The 18,249-nt window shown below is 50.4% G+C and carries 9 protein-coding genes; 8 read left to right on the top strand and 1 reads right to left on the bottom strand.

Annotated elements, in window-relative coordinates; genetic code table 11:
- The first annotated feature begins 304 nt into the window (after window positions 1–304).
- Window positions 305–3,406, top strand: a complete 3,102-nt coding sequence (locus tag L6442_RS20410) for a DUF4855 domain-containing protein (protein WP_212980973.1) — start codon at window positions 305–307, stop codon at window positions 3,404–3,406.
- Window positions 3,407–4,444: 1,038 nt separating this feature from the next.
- Here L6442_RS20410 and L6442_RS20405 read toward each other — a convergent pair.
- On the bottom strand, window positions 4,445–5,722 hold the full coding sequence (locus L6442_RS20405) for an IS110 family RNA-guided transposase (protein ID WP_237099969.1): 1,278 nt from the start codon (window positions 5,720–5,722) through the stop codon (window positions 4,445–4,447).
- A 479-nt stretch (window positions 5,723–6,201) separates the two neighbouring features.
- Here L6442_RS20405 and L6442_RS20400 point away from each other — a divergent pair, with 479 nt between their 5' ends.
- From L6442_RS20400 to L6442_RS20370, 7 genes are all read left to right on the top strand, one after another.
- Window positions 6,202–7,257: an ArsR/SmtB family transcription factor gene (locus L6442_RS20400; protein WP_212981518.1), complete on the top strand. Its 1,056-nt coding sequence runs from the start codon at window positions 6,202–6,204 to the stop codon at window positions 7,255–7,257.
- Between the two features lies 1 nt (window position 7,258).
- Window positions 7,259–8,497 carry an MFS transporter gene (locus L6442_RS20395; RefSeq protein ID WP_212981517.1) on the top strand — a complete coding sequence of 413 codons (1,239 nt, stop codon included), beginning with the start codon at window positions 7,259–7,261 and terminating at the stop codon, window positions 8,495–8,497.
- A gap of 552 nt (window positions 8,498–9,049) precedes the next feature.
- Entirely contained in the window at window positions 9,050–11,497 is a 2,448-nt protein-coding gene (locus tag L6442_RS20390) for a DUF4855 domain-containing protein (protein ID WP_212981516.1), read from the top strand.
- Window positions 11,498–11,529: 32 nt separating this feature from the next.
- Window positions 11,530–13,131: a type 2 periplasmic-binding domain-containing protein gene (locus tag L6442_RS20385; RefSeq protein ID WP_212981515.1), complete on the top strand. Its 1,602-nt coding sequence runs from the start codon at window positions 11,530–11,532 to the stop codon at window positions 13,129–13,131.
- A gap of 90 nt (window positions 13,132–13,221) precedes the next feature.
- Complete coding sequence (locus L6442_RS20380) at window positions 13,222–14,163, top strand: ABC transporter permease (RefSeq protein ID WP_212981514.1); 942 nt, start codon at window positions 13,222–13,224, stop codon at window positions 14,161–14,163.
- Between the two features lie 12 nt (window positions 14,164–14,175).
- Complete coding sequence (locus L6442_RS20375; protein WP_212981513.1) at window positions 14,176–15,072, top strand: carbohydrate ABC transporter permease; 897 nt, start codon at window positions 14,176–14,178, stop codon at window positions 15,070–15,072.
- Window positions 15,073–15,081: 9 nt separating this feature from the next.
- The gene (locus L6442_RS20370; protein ID WP_212981512.1) at window positions 15,082–18,225 is read left to right on the top strand and encodes a heparinase II/III domain-containing protein; all 3,144 of its coding nucleotides are present in this window, start codon (window positions 15,082–15,084) and stop codon (window positions 18,223–18,225) included.
- Window positions 18,226–18,249 lie beyond the last annotated feature (24 nt).

The following is an 18,249-nucleotide window of genomic DNA, read 5'->3' as shown; positions in this document are numbered from 1 at the left end:
GAAATATAGGCCGGTGACCCGCTTTTTAGAATGGTTAATTGGAAAATATTCCTGCTATTTTGAAAGCGCTAACTTTTTTTGTTCGGGAGCATATTTTGGGAAGGCTGATACGCAACATGTTTTTACTCAGCATCTGACAACACTCACATTCGGGCTTTTGGGTGCCTTTTTCGAAAGTGCTGTCCCAATGGATTATGCTTGATGAGGCGAAAGGGGGATCGAAATCGGAAGTTCTCCAGAACAGGACAATGAATTTAAAGGTTTCTGGTTTATCTATACTCGGGAATAAAAGGAGCTGAAATTGATGAAATCAAATAAAAAATGGGGATCGGTCCTGATGGCTGCCGTTTTGCTGATGGCTCCGGTTTCTGCGGTACAGGCGAAGTCGCCTGTTTCGGCTGTGTCCATCACACAGACGGGTGATGCGGACCAGGTAGGAGGGAATGAAATGGAAAATCCGCAAGCTTTACCGGATCAACCGACGGATGCCGGAGAGCCGACAGCAGAACAACTGACAGCAGAACAACAGGCAGAGGATCAATCGAAAAATGAAGGGAAGCCGGGAGCGGATCAGGCAAAACAAACACCGGATGCAAATCAGCAGGCCGCATCGGCAGCAGGAGATCAGACGGAATTCCGTAATCTCGCGTCAGGTCTTCCTTATGAATGGTCTGAACAACCGGACGCATCGCATCCGGACGACGGTTATAAGCTTACGGATGGAAAATATGGCGCGCTCGATATGAATGATCCGGCATGGGTAGGACATGTGCGTGGCAAAGCTCGCGAAGTCGTGTTCGATTTGGGTGAGGAAAAGTCGATCGCCAAGATTACGGCCCACTTTTTCCAAGATTATCCTACAAACTCGATCCTCGTGCCGCTGGAGGTATCGATGTATGTCTCCGATGATAAGGAGAATTGGGGATTGCTTTCCCATAACGCCACTCAGTTGCTCTGGGGGTCAGGGCCGCCTAGACAGGAGACCTTTACATGGGACGGCAGCCGGGACGGAATCAATGGCGGGAAAACGGATGGCAAGCTGGCTTATGCCCGTTACGTTAAAGTCATCTTTACGATGCATCAAGAGCTATGGGAATACATTGATGAAATCGAAATTATGGGTACGGATGGCAAGGCCGACGGGGCAGTAACCGTTCCTACCGAGCAGCCTCATTTTTTGGAGCCAGGCGAAGCGACAGCTGGTATCCGGAATTTGAATTTGTTGTATAACGGACAGTATGCAAATGGTTTGGGGGATTGGAGTAAGGAACGGATCATTCCAAACATTAGTTATATTAATAAGGATGGCGAGCCTACCGATTGGCTTTTTGACGGCATTTTATATCTCGGGCTTGCTTCGCCTGCCGGTCGTGATTTCGGCCTTGGGCAAACGAACCTGGAAGATTGGAAATGGTATTTGGATAAAACCTTTGCTGCCACGGGGGATATGCAGAATTTGAATGAGGCTACCAAGGAAGTCGGAACCAAGCTGAACCAGCCTGATTATAAAGAAAAGGTTGTGTTAATGATTCCGAATCCGGGGGGATCCTTAACAGATTTTGGCGACGTTGACGGTACCGGTTCCTTGAATTTTAACGAATCCGTCGTCGGCAGAGATAAAGCGCTTGAAAACAGGGGGAAAGCGGTACAGTGGTGGCTGGATCAGGTTCAGCAAAGATGGCAGGCGGCAAACTATTCAAATCTTCAACTTGTAGGTATGTACTGGCTGCCAGAACAAATCGATGTAGGTGAAACGGGACCAGACGATGCACGAATGGTGACTGAAAAAGTGCATGCTATGAACTTGAAGGTATTCTGGATTCCTCACTCTTTAGCTTACAAAATGTATATGTGGAAAGACGTCGGCATGGATGCCGCTGCCTATCAGCCGAACTACTTCTTCGGTGGCATGGATGTTGACCGTCTGGAAGATGCCGCGAATAATGCAAAACGATATGGGATGGGGAACGAAGTCGAGTTTGATGACCGGATGCTGACGGACAATGTATTCCGCGAGCGTTTTATCGACTACTTGAACAGCGGCGCCACAACCGGCTTGATGCAAAATGGCTTTAGAGCTTATTACCAAGGAAATAATGCCGTTTACAACTTAGGGGTGAGCAAAGATCCAAGTTTACGTTTAATGTATGACTGGCTGTATCAATATTTGAACGGAACGTACGTCGCCCACAATAGCCCGGCTCCGGAGGCGGACATATTCGTCAACGGACAAACGTTAAATGGCGATATGGACATACCGGATACGGAAACCCTTCAAATTACATGGAAAATCAAAGATGACGATGGAAGCGGATTGGCAAAGGTAACGGTATTGATCGATGGCAATCCTTACACCGAGGGAACTCCGATTGATCTGGCGGGAAAACCGGGTAAACATCAACTGGCCATCACCGTGGCCGCAGCCCAATCCAAGACGACGACTTACATCATCAAAGCGGTGGCGACCGCCGATACCATGAAAGCTCACGTAAGCAAATTCGCCGAACAGAATCAGTTCACAACAGCGGAAGCCCCTCGTTCGCTGAACAATTATCTGGAACTGATGAAACGTTATGAAGGAACAGCTGCAGCGCAGTTTGACAAGTACTTAAAAGGCTTCAATGTGAAGCTGGATCAATTGTCTACAGACCATATCATTTCGGATACGGCGTATGCCGCGTTGAATGAAGAAATTTATAGCCTCGTTGGCAATCTGGCGGAAAATAAACCGGCAACTGCTTCTTCCGTAGAAGGCTCGCTTGAGAGATTGGCGCCGAAAAATGCTGTGGACGGATTCTCTTCGACCAGATGGTCGAGCGGCTATGTTGATGACACCTGGTTCCAAGTCGATCTTGGCGAATCCAAAGAATTCGATACGGTTAGAATCGACTGGGAGAATGCCCGGGCTAAAACCTACAAACTGCTTGTTTCCGATGACAATCAGAATTGGACCAGTGTGATCAAGGACAATGACGGAATTATTACGGCGTATTCCGGCAAAGAAACCGTTCATTTTGATCCGGTCAAAGCCAGATACGTCAAATTCCAAGGCGTTCAGAGAAATACAGAATACGGATATTCCTTCTATGAATTTGGCGTATATCTCCTTTCGGGAGGCGGTATAGTAACTCCGATAGATGGTGTTCAGGCTGCGGCAGATACTGATGCGGGGAAATTGACGATCAACGGTCTGGTGATGAATGGAAGCCAGTCCAAAGTGAATTTGAAAGTGCTCAATTCGAAAGGGAAAGTCCTGTACGAAGGCCAGACGATAAGCTCGGAAACGGGAAGATTCCAATTCACGATCAAGCTTACCGGTAATCTCAAGGGAACCAACGATGCCTATCTCTCAATGGATGGGATGTCGGCGCCCGTGAAATTTACATTCGAATACAAACCGCAGTGACTGAAGTTTTTTCCTGTGATAAGCGCATAATTCATGGTGTTCGGCTGATCTCAATGAATTATGACTTTGGATATAGACGCGATCCATAGCCATACTGACGCGGTGGGGAAGCAAATAACATGCGTTTTTGTATCATATTAAGAGAAGAAACACGGAATGATATATATTTTTATTGGCCCTGTCCTTTCGGACGAGGCCTTTTTTGCATGTGTTAGTTTTCAAGCTTCCTTCGGTGATCTGTCAATCACCCGGCTGGTCATATTCAATCATCCAGCAGGTTATATTCAATCATCCTAGTGCGTTTTTTAAAATTTGAACGCTACATCATCGCAGAAATTCAAGCCTCATCGCACAAATTCGGGCCGCACTTGGTAATGAACTTAGGATCCTCTCGCTAATGAACGAAGCAAACCGCCTACCAATGAACGTAGCATACCGGTCATTAATGTTACGTAGCACACTGCCCACCAGTAATGTAGCATACCACCCGCAATAGCGTCTAACGAAACTGGGAAGCGTTATTGTCTCAAAAACGGCAGCATTTTATTTTTAACGAAACTCCATATCGTTATTGGGGTGAAAATGGGTATGAACGCCAAAAATTTTGTTAAATAGCGATACCTAGTTTCGTCCCTCGTATTTAAGGTGTTTTCTCATGAATACTCACTTATTCGCAGAATTCCTTCGCCTTGTAAAACAGAACGAGAGCCGGAATGAAGAAGTAGACACCGCTTTTTTCGACAAACGGGCGTGCAAGAACAGAAGCTACGCTTATACGCACTTCGTGGGTGCTGGTATACTGCACGCTCCACTTGGCCCTTGGAGGTTCACCCTCCCATGTCTCAACGGATCATTGTCCTTCCATTCCTTCGTCATACCTACCCAAGGCGTGGAGACCGATAGCGTTTAGGTGACGGGTCTATGCCCTTGCGAAACTGGCACTCGGTTCTCTGTGCATATTAGAGATCCTGCGAATAAGACAATATTCGTAATACGACGGGGCGACAGGTGCTACGGGATCGATAGGAATCCTCGGGGTTAGGCGGCCTGCTTCACACCGATCTCAGGGCGATACGTTTCTCCACGCTGGACCATCCCGATGACGATCCGGGCCAGCTTGCCGATTAATTTGAATAACGAAGCCATCTTCTTCATGCCCTTGTTCAAGTTGTGTTCATGCCACCGTTTGAAGTCCGGGTTTTCACGCACCAAGGTGAGCATAGCCAAAAAGAAATATTTGCGCAGCGCACTGTCTCCGCGTTTGGAGAGCTTGATCTGACCTTTGTACTTGCCGGAGGTTCGTTCAGCCAGATTGAGCCCGGCGCGGCGCAAGAGCTGCCGTCCATGGGCATAGTGACCAAGATCGCCGGCGAATCCCAGCAAGGCTGCGATCGTGGTCGGGCCCATCCCGGGGATGCTCTGCAACTGTTTGGCCATGGGGATCTTCCCTAGCAGCGCTTCGACTTCTTCCTTCATCTCTTGCAGGTGGCTTGTAATCTGGTCGTACGCCGTCAGCAGGCGCTGCAGATCTCGCCTTGCCTGCTCCAATCCCTCGGTACGGCCAATGCTGCGTTTGGCCGCCTGGATGAGTTGGACCGCCTTCGCTTTCCCGGTAACTCCACCCGGGCGTCTCATGCCTTGTTCGTGCCAGCGCTGGATGACTTCATCGGCGTTCAGGTCCTGCAACTCGCACGGTAAAGGAAAAGCCCGCAGGGAAGCCAACGAGCGCTCGGCCTTCCAGTCTTTAAAAACAAGCTGGAACTCCGGAAAGTACATGTCGATCCAGCGGACGATGCGATTACCCAAACTGATAGCATATTTCACCCAGAATTCCCGATCACTCATCAGCGTCTTGAGTTGCTCCAATTGGCCTGCTTGCGGGGTAAACTCGGTATAGAAGCCGCGGCTGACCGCATCGGCAATGGTTAGGGCATCCTTGGCATCGTTTTTGGACGGGCTATTGTCACGGTTCTCCTTGTTGCGATGCGTCACGACTGGGTTCACCAGGACGACCTCGATTCCTTGTTTCCGCAGCCAATGGGCTAGATTAAACCAGTAGTGTCCGGTCGGCTCGAGGCCGACGATAACCGATGTCAATCCCTGCTTCTTCTGTACTTCTTGGGTAAAGCGCATCAGCCTCTCAAAGCCTTCGAGCGTATTTGCAAAGGTCAGATGCCGACGCGTGAGTACGATACCGCGGAAGTTGGTCACTTGAGCGACGTGCTTCTCTTTGGCGATGTCGATCCCCACGATAGCGTGCTGGGTGGTAATTCGTTCAATCCGTTGATTTGTAACTTCAATTCGAGTAAACTTCATAGTAGGCGCCTCCTGATAGGTTTTTAGGGCATTTGACCCGTCTCACCCCTATCATACGAGGCGCTCCTTTTTTTTTTCAAAGACCATTTTCTTAGCCTACACAGGAATGTTTAGAAAAATCAGAGGCTTTATTTTGCGGCAATAACGATTGTGAGTTTCGTTAGCACTCCGACACATCATCCTGACTCCCAAGGAAATCCGCTAAATCCGATTATTTTAAAAGTAAATAGCAGTCTATTTTCGATTTACTAATGATTTCGAATTAAATGATCTAATTACACAGAATTAAATATTCTAATAATATGAAATCAAATATTCTAATTTTATTGAGTAGTTTGTTTCAAATATATTGAATGCGATGTTATAATAATTTAGAATATAAACATGTGACGATGGAATATCTTAGGGGATTCGAGTGATGAGCTGGATCCCTGAAGTCGGTAATAAGATAGATTTAGATGCAGGAGGAAATGAGTTATATGAAGGTTGTAGATACGTCATTTAAAAGAAGTTCCTATCAGGTTGAGCTGTACAATTCGCTATTATTTGAAAGTGCTTTGGGGATCGCCGCTGCTACTTATCCCAAGCTGCATGCCGCCCTGGACAAGCCGCAATCTTATTGGCAGCATCTAAGGACATCAACTTCGCTTGAGCTCCGGCGGGAATTGGACTTCTGCCAGCGGCAGCAGACATGGAAAATGCTGCTTCAATTGCTGCATGCGCAAAATTTTGCTACTGCGGAGGATTTTTTTACATTTATTCAGGCTTTAGAAGACAGGGATTTCAACTTTCTGATCCTCCCGTATTTAGGGAATTGCCAAGAGAACAATCGGCTTCGAGCAGCCCAAGGGGATTTGGAAGCTGCACAAAGCATGATTCAGGCCTGTGAAGAACATCTTTTCTTCCCGCAAATGATCCGAACTGTCTGTGAAATTGGGGCAAAAGAACTGAAACGACACCTCACGGATATGCTCCGGCTATGGGAAGAAGAAATTGGCGGTGTTGATGCGGAGGAGAAAAAAGAGATCCTGGAGCGTGATTTGTCCATGAAAAGGAATTGGCTGCGCACCTGCACACCCGAAGAAGTCGTGCTAAGAGCATCAGGCATCGAATATAAACCGGAATCAAGTGTAAGCAAAGTGCTGCTGATCCCGCATGTCATCTACCGCCCTTGGACGGTTGAGGCTGATATGGATGATACGCGTATTTTTTATTATCCGGTCAGCGACGCGAGCATGCAGTCGAATGGCGATCCTTACGAGCCGCCGGGACAGCTTGTCCAATTATACAAAGCTTTGGGCGATGACAAACGGCTGCGGGCTTTAAAATTGATTTCCGAGCAGGACCGGTCTTTAAAAGAGCTTACCGACTTGCTCAATATGGGGAAAACTACGGTGCATCATCATCTTGCGATTCTTAGAGGAGCGGGATTGGTGCGCGTAAAGGACGGAAGCTATTCATGGAATCCGGGCTCCCTGAATCAACATGATCAAGAACTGCGCGATTTTCTGGGTCTGGGTGACGGGAGCCGTTGATATGACCGGGGAAATGGCTACAGCGGCCAAATCATGGAATAGAAACTTGGGCTGGCTGTGTGTCGATCAAATGCGTTCGAACCTTGCGGGAACATCGGGCACGTTTATTCTATCGTGGATGTTGTATACGCTGACCGGTTCAAAAGCGGCTATGGGTGGAATATGGCTGCTCAGCCTGGTCGGCCAATGGCTTGTCCAGTGGATCGCGGGTCCATATATCGACCGGTGGAAGCGGGTTACCGTAATGAAGTTGTCCGAAACGATTCGGGGAGCGGCCTTTTTATTTGTATGGCTGATGTGGATCGCGGGGCATAAGGAAGCATACATTATATGGATTGGCTCATTCGTTAGCTCCCTCCATGTTTATGATGCGGCTGCAGGTGCCCTTATTCCCAAACTGTCCGAATCGGACAAACTGGTCCGTGTTAACGCTGTCCTATCTGGTTCGGTGCAACTCGTTAGAGTGCTGGCGCTGCCAACCGCAGGCTTGCTGACGGGGATGCTTTCTGCTGAATTTTTATTGCCTGTTATGGCGATTTTGTTTTGGTGTGTATGGTTTCCCGCCTCATTCATAAACGAAAGGCCCCAATCAGCGGGAACCGTGCGCACATGGAAAGGCAGCTTCGTGCAGGGAATTCAAGTCTATCAATCGAATCGTATTTTATGCGGGCTTACGCTCCTTGTTGCGGTGACGAGTTTTGGCGTGTTTGCCACACAGGCTATGTATATCCCCTACGTAACAGAAACGCTTCATGGCGGTCCGCTCGCATCCGGTTTATTTTCAGCGGCTTTTCCGTTCGGATATGTGTGCGGCAGTATCATTGCAGGGTGGCTGCGTGAGCCTGGAACATATTTGTATGCGGTCATGAGCGCCGCGCTTTTTGCCGGCGGACTGACCTATATCATGTTGGGCATGACCACGAGCATACATACAGCATTGGTGATTGAAGCGGCAGCGGGGGTTGCAATGCCATTTTGGAATGTGTACAGCAGTACGCTGTATTACAGGATTGTGCCGGAAAGCGTTTTGGGGCAGGTTCTATCTGTCCGCTCGCTGTTAACAAAAGCGATGACGCCGGTTGGTGTGATGTACGGAACGTACTTGGCATCTTCTTTCGGAATGCCTGCGCTTTTTATGTCCGTTGGAGTTCTGATCTGCACCATTTCGGGAGCGGGAATTTTTATTTTCGGAAGGGCTGCAGCATTGCGGCAAGTCGGCAGCGTGTCGGCAAAAGAGTAAATATCAGGGGAAAGCTCCCTTATCATTCGCTTGTACCCGTTCTTGCCTTCGGGGCGCTTCCGCTGGCCTTATACCTACCTGCGATATTAGGGGGATGGCGGATCGTCCGAAAAGAGCAAGTTGACTCCGGACTGCAATGAATCGGGATATCTGCTGCAATCTATGGACGAAGAGAAAACATAGGAGCAATCTTATCCGGTTACGGATGAGAAAATATCACAATACAGTTGATGAAAATCCGTTTCTCCAAAAGCTTTTGGGGACGGATTTTTTCATTTCAATGGCGGTGATAACGAAAGACTCTGCAAATCAGGCATCCCGAATGTAAGCGTATTTATGGTCCTATTTTTCTCATTGAACTGGAGGATTTATCCCGATACGATGATATCAAATAAATAAATACTCCAAAGGCGAAAACTCGGCCTGGTTGCATTCTTTTATCCACCTCTCCGGGATGAATGAACCAGAAGTAACCTAAGGGATCATGGGAGCGGATGTCAGAATGCCTTTTGAAAACGTTTTCTAAAGGATGCGGAAAATGATGAAAAGGAGTTGATTGCTATTCGTTTAAAGAAAAAATGGGCAGTTTTCCCCGGGATTTATCTTACGATCGCATGTTTAATGCTGCAGCTTTTCATCCCGTCCGCAGCAAATGCAGAGGAGACCGCATCCCTTGCGAAACAACCCCAAGACGTAAATTTGGCATTAAACAAACCGGTAACCGTGTCCGAGCCGAATGCTATTTTCGATACGATCCAAGGCATAGGCAAATACGGAAAGGAAAGTTCCTTGGATGAAGCGGGAAAGCTGACCGACGGCCGTTATGGAGATATTGCCAACTGGGAGAACACGAAAGACTGGTTCGTTTTTTACCGCAAGCTGAAAAGAGAAGTTGTCGTCGACCTGGAGGAAATGTCCACTGTGAAGCGCATCGCAACCGGATTCGGCCAACGAAATGATGTCGGGATCGCTCCTCCGGTCGCCGTCCGGTTCTATGCTTCGCAGGACGGTACGGACTACCGTTATCTGGGTAAGGCCGCTCCGGACGAGCCGCTGTATTTTGCCCGCACGTTAACGGCATCGGATATGCACCGGAAGACTTACGTCCTGGACCGCCTTGCCGACGGTTCGCACCTCAATATTCAAGCGCGTTACATCAAGCTGGAATTTGCGATCAACTTTTTCGGGTGGATGGATGAAATTGAGGTTTGGGGGCAGCCAGGCGTTTCCGGAGAAACGACTCCGCTTCCCGAATTCGACAGCGAATGGGAACCCGGTCACTATCCGATGCCGGGAAGCGCCGAAGCGGCAGGAATCAAGGATCAATTTCTTTGGTATTCCGGCCCGATGAAAACCGGCAGCGAGTATTTCACCGACTGGACGAAGGAAAAAGCGGAAGCCTTTCTGGCTTACAAGGATATTTACGGCAACATTCGGGACTGGTTTTTTACCGATCTGCTTGCCCTGCCTGTTACCTCCATGGTGACTCCTTCCGGTTCGGATGCGAGCGGGAATGCGAGATTCGTCACGATGGATGACTTGAATGCGTATCTCGATTTTATATTCGCGCCAGGTGCGCAGTTGTCCGCCATTGACGAGGCTGCCGGCAGCATCAACCGATTATTGAAAACCAAACAGACGGTACGCGTTACCGTGGCTATTCCGCAAATCGAAGAAAGCTCCGACTTCGGCGATGTAAGCGGAAACGGCGAACCGTTTAGCCTGCGGGCGGCGGATTTTGCGGGAAAGGTGGACGACCCCGGGTCATATGAAGGCCTCAAGCAGATGAATGAACTCGCGTTCCGCAACAAAACAGCCGCCGTCAAATGGTATATCGATAAAGTCGGGCGGCTTTTCCAGGAAAAGGAGTTTTCCAATCTGAAGCTGGACGGCTTCTATTGGTATCATGAACGGATCGGTGAAACGACGGGCGAGGCTGAACTTATTCAGGAGACGGCAAAGCTGCTTCACGGCAGAGGGCGCACGTTCACGTGGATACCGTATATCGGTCCGGGATCCGCTTACCAGTGGCGCGATCTGGGTTTTGATGCGGCGTCGATTCAGCCGGGGTTTGCCTTCGGCGTGTCCAAAAAGGCGATCTTCCCGAATGTGGCGGAGCTGGCCCGCAAGACAGGGGCTTCCGTCGAAGTGGAGTATGACGATTACCGCACGCTTGCTCCTTATTTAAACCATGGCGTGTTCGAAGGTTATATGACCGATGCGCCTAATACGTACTACTTGGCGGCGATGCCGATTGTCGAAGGGGCTTATGCTTATACGCCGCTTGATGACCGGGCTCCGGATGCCATGACCTCGATCCGCCGTTCCGTGTACGACCGTTTGTATGAATATGCGAAAGATAGGTATGAACCGAGATTTACCGTAACGCTGGAAACGAACGTCGCGCAACCGACCGACATGCAGGTAAAAGCCAAAGTACCTCTTGCCGACGGCTTTACGGATGGGGAAATTTCGATTGCACACGTGCCGGAAAAAGCCAGGTTTGACCGGTATACGCTGCCTGACAACCTGAAGCCGTACATGGACGTTCAAGTGCAGGATAACGGTGCCGGGACGGTGAGCATACGGTTTCATACGGATGCGGCCCATGCGCTGGAAGCCGATTTGCTGGCCAAACGCAGTCCAATGACAGGCGCTCCGGAGCTTTTGACGCTCCATTTTACAGCTGCAGGCCATGCGGCTCCGACATCAAGGGACTTCATGCTCCGGCCGGACGGCGAGATGATGCGTAAAGACGGCACCCTTTACCGGAACTGGGGAGCTAGCGATATCGTGCCCGGTTCACCCGAGCATGCGTTGGTTTTGGGGGTAGAGGGAGTTAAGCGCTTCGAAATTTCGCATCTAAAAGAAGACTGGAAAAAGGCTAAGGATCAATTGAAAAAGCTTCCGAAAAGCCCCGTGAGGGAGCGGCTGGAAGCGCGGCTTAAACAAGCCAAACAACAAGCGGGCTTCACGGCATCAAACGCCGATGAGGAATAGAAAAAGAAATCAATCATTAAGGGGGATATTCAATGCGCCGGAAATGGAAACAAAAATGGATGCTTCTTTTCACTTTGTCGCTTTCGCTGAGCCTTGCAGCATGCGGGAGCTCCGGACCGAAGGAGGCCAAAAGCCCTGAACCGCAGACGAACCAGAAAGAGAGCGGCAAGGAACCGCTTAACATCGAATGGCTGACGTATCAGTATGGCCCGGTCGATGACGATGCACCGAACAAGAAATTTCTTGAAGACAAATTCAACGTCAAATTCAACATCTGGTACCTGGATGTAACGAAACGCGAGGAACTGCTCGGCGCCAAACTAGCCGGGGGACAAGTACCGGATTTCATGACGGTGTATTCGGGAGCCGACCTGCAGAAGTTCTTCAAGAGCGGCGTGACGACCGGCTTTACGCAGGAAGAGCTGGAACAATATATGCCGAATTATAAAAAGCTCGTCGATTCCATCGATCCGAAGATTTGGAATTATGCCAAATTTAATGGCCAATACATCGGAATTCCAAGCATAAACGGGGATGGGGAATACAGCCTGGCCACGGCATGGCGCAAGGATTGGCTCGATAAGGTCGGTATTAGCAAAATTCCCGAGACATTAGACGAGTTTGAAGAAGCGATGTACAAATTCCGCAACAACGATCCGGACGGGAACGGCAAAAAGGATACGTACGGCATGTCCCGCTCCGCGATGACAAGCATCTATGGCGCCTACGGAGTATATCCCGAGTTTTGGACCGAACGTGACGGCAAACTCGTCTGGGGCGGTATTTTGCCGGAAACGAAGCAGGCATTGGAGCGCCTTGCCAAGTGGAAAAAAGATGATGTCATCAGTCCGGAGTGGGTGCTGGAAAACGGAGAAAATACGGGCGGTTATTGGGCGACATCCAATGATTTCGTCAATGGCAAGATCGGCGTTTCCAATCATGGCATGAACTATCACTGGACTCCGCCAATCCCGGAAATCAAGTCCGACGGCGGCGTAAACTATGTGGAGACGAAAAAAGCAAACCCGAAAGCCGAGATCGGCTTCGGCAAGCCGCCGGTGGGGCCGGACGGCAAATTCGGCAACATTACGCCAGGGTATGTCGGCAGCACATATATGGCATTCGGGAAAAAGACGGCAGACAACCCAGAACTGAAACATACGATCATGAAGATCTGGGATGAGGTATACGGCAATTTCGATGTATGGCAGCGGATGAAATACGGCGAACTGGGGGTTCAGTCCGAGAAAGCCGAAGACGGCATCACGATTGTCTGGAAAGAAGAATATGCGGGCAAAAACGACATGCAGGCCAAAATCGGCGCCAACATCACGTTTGCCCCGTTCGACCAGCCGGAATTCCGCGCCCGGGTAACCAATCCGAAGCTGAAGGAAATCAATTCGAAGCTGTACAAATTCGAAGGTGCGGGCTATGAGAATGCACTTAAAACGGCTCTTCCATCCGAAGGGCAATATATGAACAGTTTGGTTCAGCTGCAAAAAGAGACTTTCGCCGCCATCATCAACGGCGAGAAGACGATCGACCAGTTCGACGCATTCGTCGAAGCCTGGAAACAGAGCGGCGGGGACAAGCTTACCGAAGAAGCGAACCAGTGGTATGAAAGCTTGAAGTAGGCCGAAACGAATGAGGAATTGGCGGTTGTCTCCAATTTGAGGAGGACCGCCTTTCTCCATCGTGCATGAATGAATGGAAAGGTGGACGTTATGAAACAACCGGGTTCTGTCACTATAAGCAAACGGTTCCGCAATCAATGGAAGTCTTATTACCGGCACCGGTATTTGCTGTTAATGCTGCTGCCCTGCATATTATATTTTCTCATTTTCAAATATTTGCCGATGTACGGCATTGTACTGGCTTTCAAAAACTATCAATTTCTGGACGGGATCCTGGGCAGTCCTTGGAACGGACTCGAAAATTTCAAGGTGCTGTTTTCCGGACATGATTTTCCGCGCGCACTTCGCAATACGCTGATCATCAGTTTCTATAAACTTTTGTTCAATTTCCCGGCGCCGATTGTATTAGCGCTGTTGTTGAATGAATTACGCGTCATTTTTTTCAAACGGTTCGTGCAGACGTTAAGCTACTTGCCCCATTTTCTTTCCTGGGTCATTTTGGCGGGGATCTTTATGGAAGTGTTTTCGCCGACGCGGGGCGTTGTCAATTATATCATTAACCTGTTTGGCGGAGATTCGATTTTCTTTTTTGGAGATAAAGAATGGTTCCGTACGCTGCTTGTCAGTACCGAGGTCTGGAAGAGCGTCGGCTGGGGGTCCATCATTTATCTTGCGGCTCTGTCCTCGATCGATCCGACGCTGTACGAGGCGGCTGTCGTCGACGGAGCGAGCCGGTGGAAGCAGATGCTGCATATTACTCTCCCGGCATTGGTGCCGGTGATTACCATCATGTTTATTTTTGCTGTAGGCGGCATTATCAATGACGATTTCGATCAGGTATTCAACTTCTACAATGCCAACGTGTATGAGGTCGGAGACGTGCTGAGCACCTATACGTACCGGGTCGGGATCAGCCAGATGGAATATGGCCTGTCGACAGCGGCGGGACTGTTTACCAATATGATCGCGCTCGTGTTGATTTTGGTCACGAACAGCATCGTCAAACGTTTCAGCGATTACGGAATTTGGTAGGAGGAGACTTTCATGTCGCTAACAGTAGGAAAAAAATCACCGGGAGAGAAAATATTTGATGCTGCCAATATTATTTTTCTTACGGTGTTTTCGATTACTGCGGTGTATCCGTTTCTTAACGTTTTGTCCATATCGTTCAGCACGTCGCAAGCCGCCAATGCTTACGGGCTGAAGCTGTGGCCGCAAGAAATATCGTTTGAAGGATACAGGGCCGTTTTTGCCAACAAGCTGATTTGGACGGGATATTACAATACAATTTTCCGTACCGTGCTCGGCACTTTGTTGAATGTATTATTTTCCGTCATGTGCGCTTACCCGCTTTCCAAAAAATATTTGCCCCACCGCAATTTGTTTACGGCGTTCATCGTATTTACGATGTTTTTCGGCGGCGGCCTGATTCCGAATTATCTGCTGATCAAGGAGCTGGGACTTCTGGACAGCCGCTGGGCGCTGATTCTCCCGGGGCTCATCGCGGCGTTTACGATGATCATTGTGCGCAATTACTTTATGTCGCTCCCGGAGGAACTTGAGGAAAGCGCCCGCATCGACGGGGCCAATGAAATCAGAATTCTTTTTTCCATTGTGCTGCCCATTTCGGTGCCGATCATCGCCACCATTTCGCTTTGGTACGCCGTTGCCCATTGGAACGCATGGTTCGACTCGCTGCTCTATATTTCCGATCCGCATAAGGCTGTGCTCGGAAACGTGCTCCGGAAAATCGTCATTGAGGGTTCATCCCAATTCCAGCAGTTCGATCAGGGCTTTAACCAAAACGGGCAGCCTGCGGTTACGCCGGATATTATCAAATCGGCAACGATCATGGTTGCGACCATTCCGATTATACTTGTATATCCCTTTGTCCAAAAATATTTCGTCAAAGGGGTTATGGTCGGTTCTTTGAAAGGATAGGTGGCGGATATGAATGCTGAAAAGAAACATGTTACACCGCCTTCGCATAATCCGAAGGGGTTTTATATCGGGGCAGAGCAGGTGGAAATCGCGCTGGAACAGAAAAGCCGTTTGGCCTGGGCAGAGCGGATGATGGAAGAGATGCGGCGGGAATGCGACGAGTTTCTGCAGCTGGAGGATTCTTTCGTTTATGAGGTGATCCTCAGCATGCGGGGGCAAACCTTCGCTTACGGCATCACGGGCTGCCCGGCCTGCGGCTCGGCATATCCGGCAAGGCCGGAGGAACTGGCCCTTTGCCTGTCTGGATGGGAGAGCTTTCCGGCCAAAACGGTCACATGTCCAGCCTGTCAAACCGTCGTTCCCAATAAAAAATTCCCTGATGACGGCAGCGGGTTTCAGTATAACGGTAAGGCGTATTACCCGATAGGTTTGTGGAACTTCACCGTCGCCGGCCATTGGCTGGGCGGGGTGCGCAATCATGAAGGTATGGTAACGAAGCTGACCTATCTCTATATGCTGACCGGGGAAGAACGCTATGCGCGCAGGGCTATCGTGCTGCTGGATGCGTTTAGCGCGATCTGGGCCGGAACGATGGGGCCCCGCGACTTTACTCCATTCGGAAGCCCTTTCGAGATCGGAAGGCTGCATCTTCTGACAAGCATTGTCTTTCGGGTTAAAGTATTTTTGGCTCATGATTATGACTGGCTCTCCGGCCTGCCGCTCATGAACGAGCTCTCCACAGGCTGCCGGCTTGCCGGAACCGGGGATAATCTGACCATTCGCGGCAATATTCTGCGGATGCTGGAGGACTATTTGCTGGATGAGCCCGGCGGACCGGTATACGATTTACGGGGAGGAAAGCTGACGCTTCTGAACAATCATGAGGCGGACGGCGTGCGGGCCATGCTGGCCGTCGGTTTGGCATTGGACATTCCTTCTTATTGCAAATGGGGCGTTCAGGCCGTGCGGGGGTTCATCTATAATGCCATCGGGCGCGACGGCATGTATTTCGAAGGTTCCTTCGGGTATTCCATGTTTACGATCGGAGTGCTGCTTGATATGGCTTTGCTGGCTCAGAAGGCGGCTTCCGCATACGGGAACGGCGCAGAAGAATTCCAGCCGTTCAACAGCAGGCGATTCTTCCGCTTCGCGGTTCAAAATCCGCTCGCGATGAGCTGCCAAGGACATTTGCCAAGCAACGGGGATTGGGGCAGAGACGTTTACATCGGCACGGAAATCCAGCCGGAAGTATTGTCCGTGGTCTACCGGTCGGCCCTTCATTTCGCCTATTACGCTACCGATGCGGGGATCCGGGAAGAGGCGCGGAGCGTGCTGGAACGCTTCCGCGATCATGTGGACCGGATGGGCGGAACGTCGGGAATCGAGCTGTTCCTGCCGCATCCCCAGGGAGAAGCGGCAAGCAGCGATGATGCCCGGCCCGCGAGCGGCATAACCTTGGCAGGACAAGCCGGGTATATCGTGTTGCGCGATAAATATGATATGACGCTGCTTACCCGCTATGGCCCGAATCTGACGCATGCCCATGACGATGTGCTGTCTTACCAGTGGTTTGCCGACGGCAGGGAACTTACGGCCGATTTGGGTTATGGCATCTACGGGACCAACAGCCATTTGGGCTGGGCATCCAAAACGATCGCTCATCCAACGGTCGTTCTGCGGCAGGATGAGCAGATGGAACGCGGGCAGATTTATAAGCCGTTTGCCGGTGGCGAAGCGAAGGCAATATACGAGCATGGCGGGTGGGCCGCCAGCGAATGCGAGGCTGCGGACCTGTATGGAGCGGAGCGTTACCAGCGTCTGCTGGCCGCAGTTCCGCTCAGCGGCTCCCGCTCTTATGTGCTCGATATTTTCGACGTTAAGGCAGAAGGCGGCAAAGACCTGTCATTTCATGCATTCCATGAAGCAAGCGAACTGGACGTTTCCGGATTTACGGCGGCACCCTGCAGTGCTTGGACGTTGGCCGGAGCGGCAAGCAAAGATCCGGGGGAAAGCTTGCAATACGACTGTCCGGGACTCAGTTTTGGAGAACGGTTAACGACAGGGGAGACGTTCGAAAAGCTTTTGCCTGGTGAAGAGGAAAGGCTTTGGACAACGCAGCCGAACAACGGCTACGGATATATATATGATATACGCAGGCTGCAACCGGACGGGACGCATGGTTGCGAAGGCGAATCCGTTCATGCTTGCTGGAGAACGGCGGATAGCCAAGTGCATCGGCATGTCCTGCTTGAAGGGGAGGAGAAGCTGTACACAGGGATGGGGCCGAATCTGGACGGCAGCTGCGTTCATCCCTTCCTCATTATTCATAGCGAGCGGGAATCGCAACGTTTCACATCGGTTACTTACGCGGGAGACGGCGTCTTTCTTGTCTCGGCGCGCAATGCAATGGTTCAAGGAACTAACGGCGGAACGGCAACCGCCTTGCGTCTGGAATGGTCGGATGGAACCCGGGATCTGTGGCTCTACAGTTTCGAAACCGACGTTTATACGTGGCAGGCGGCAGAAGGAAAAGTGACGGTCAAGGGCCGCTGCGGTTGCGTTCGTCTGGAAGGCGCCGCGCGGAAAACCATATATGTCCATGCCGTCGCCTCCCGTGAGGTTCATTTTACTCCCTGCTCGGGAGATGAGGCATACTTTGAAGGGCAATGGTCAGCTTTTGGTTTCGGACAAGAAGAATACGAGGTTGCCTGGATCGATTGGAAGGCAAGCAGGCTGGCCGTTCACGGCTTGAGTCCTGAAACTTCATGGGGTAGAAAGCCGCGTTTTATCGGACTGCGCGGAGCTTCCCGCTCCGCAGTTACCGTCTACCCGGCTTCGTTGGATGCAGCGTTGGAGCCGGGAGATTGTATCGTCAATCTTCTTGACGAAATGATCGTATCGATCGGAGTCGTCGCCGAAACGGATGAAGACCGAATCAAGACGGGCATCCCGCTTCCGTTTGCGGCCCCCGGAGCGGGCAAAAGCGCTTTTTACGGGATGAGGGTCATCGGCGTCAGCGGCGGAGAGGCGGTCATTCAAGATGTTCCTGATTTGACGACGCTTTCGGTGCGGATCATCCGGCCGTTACAAATCGGCGAATTCTTTGATATCGTGGATACCGATGATGTCATGTTTATCAAGTTGATTGGATGAAGGTCGAAGTCATGATCGTATAGA

The sequence above is a fragment of the Paenibacillus azoreducens genome, from assembly GCF_021654775.1.
Classification (GTDB): domain Bacteria; phylum Bacillota; class Bacilli; order Paenibacillales; family Paenibacillaceae; genus Paenibacillus_AQ; species Paenibacillus_AQ azoreducens.
The sequence above is the reverse complement of the archived record's forward strand: the minus strand, read 5'-3'. Positions and strand labels throughout refer to the sequence as shown.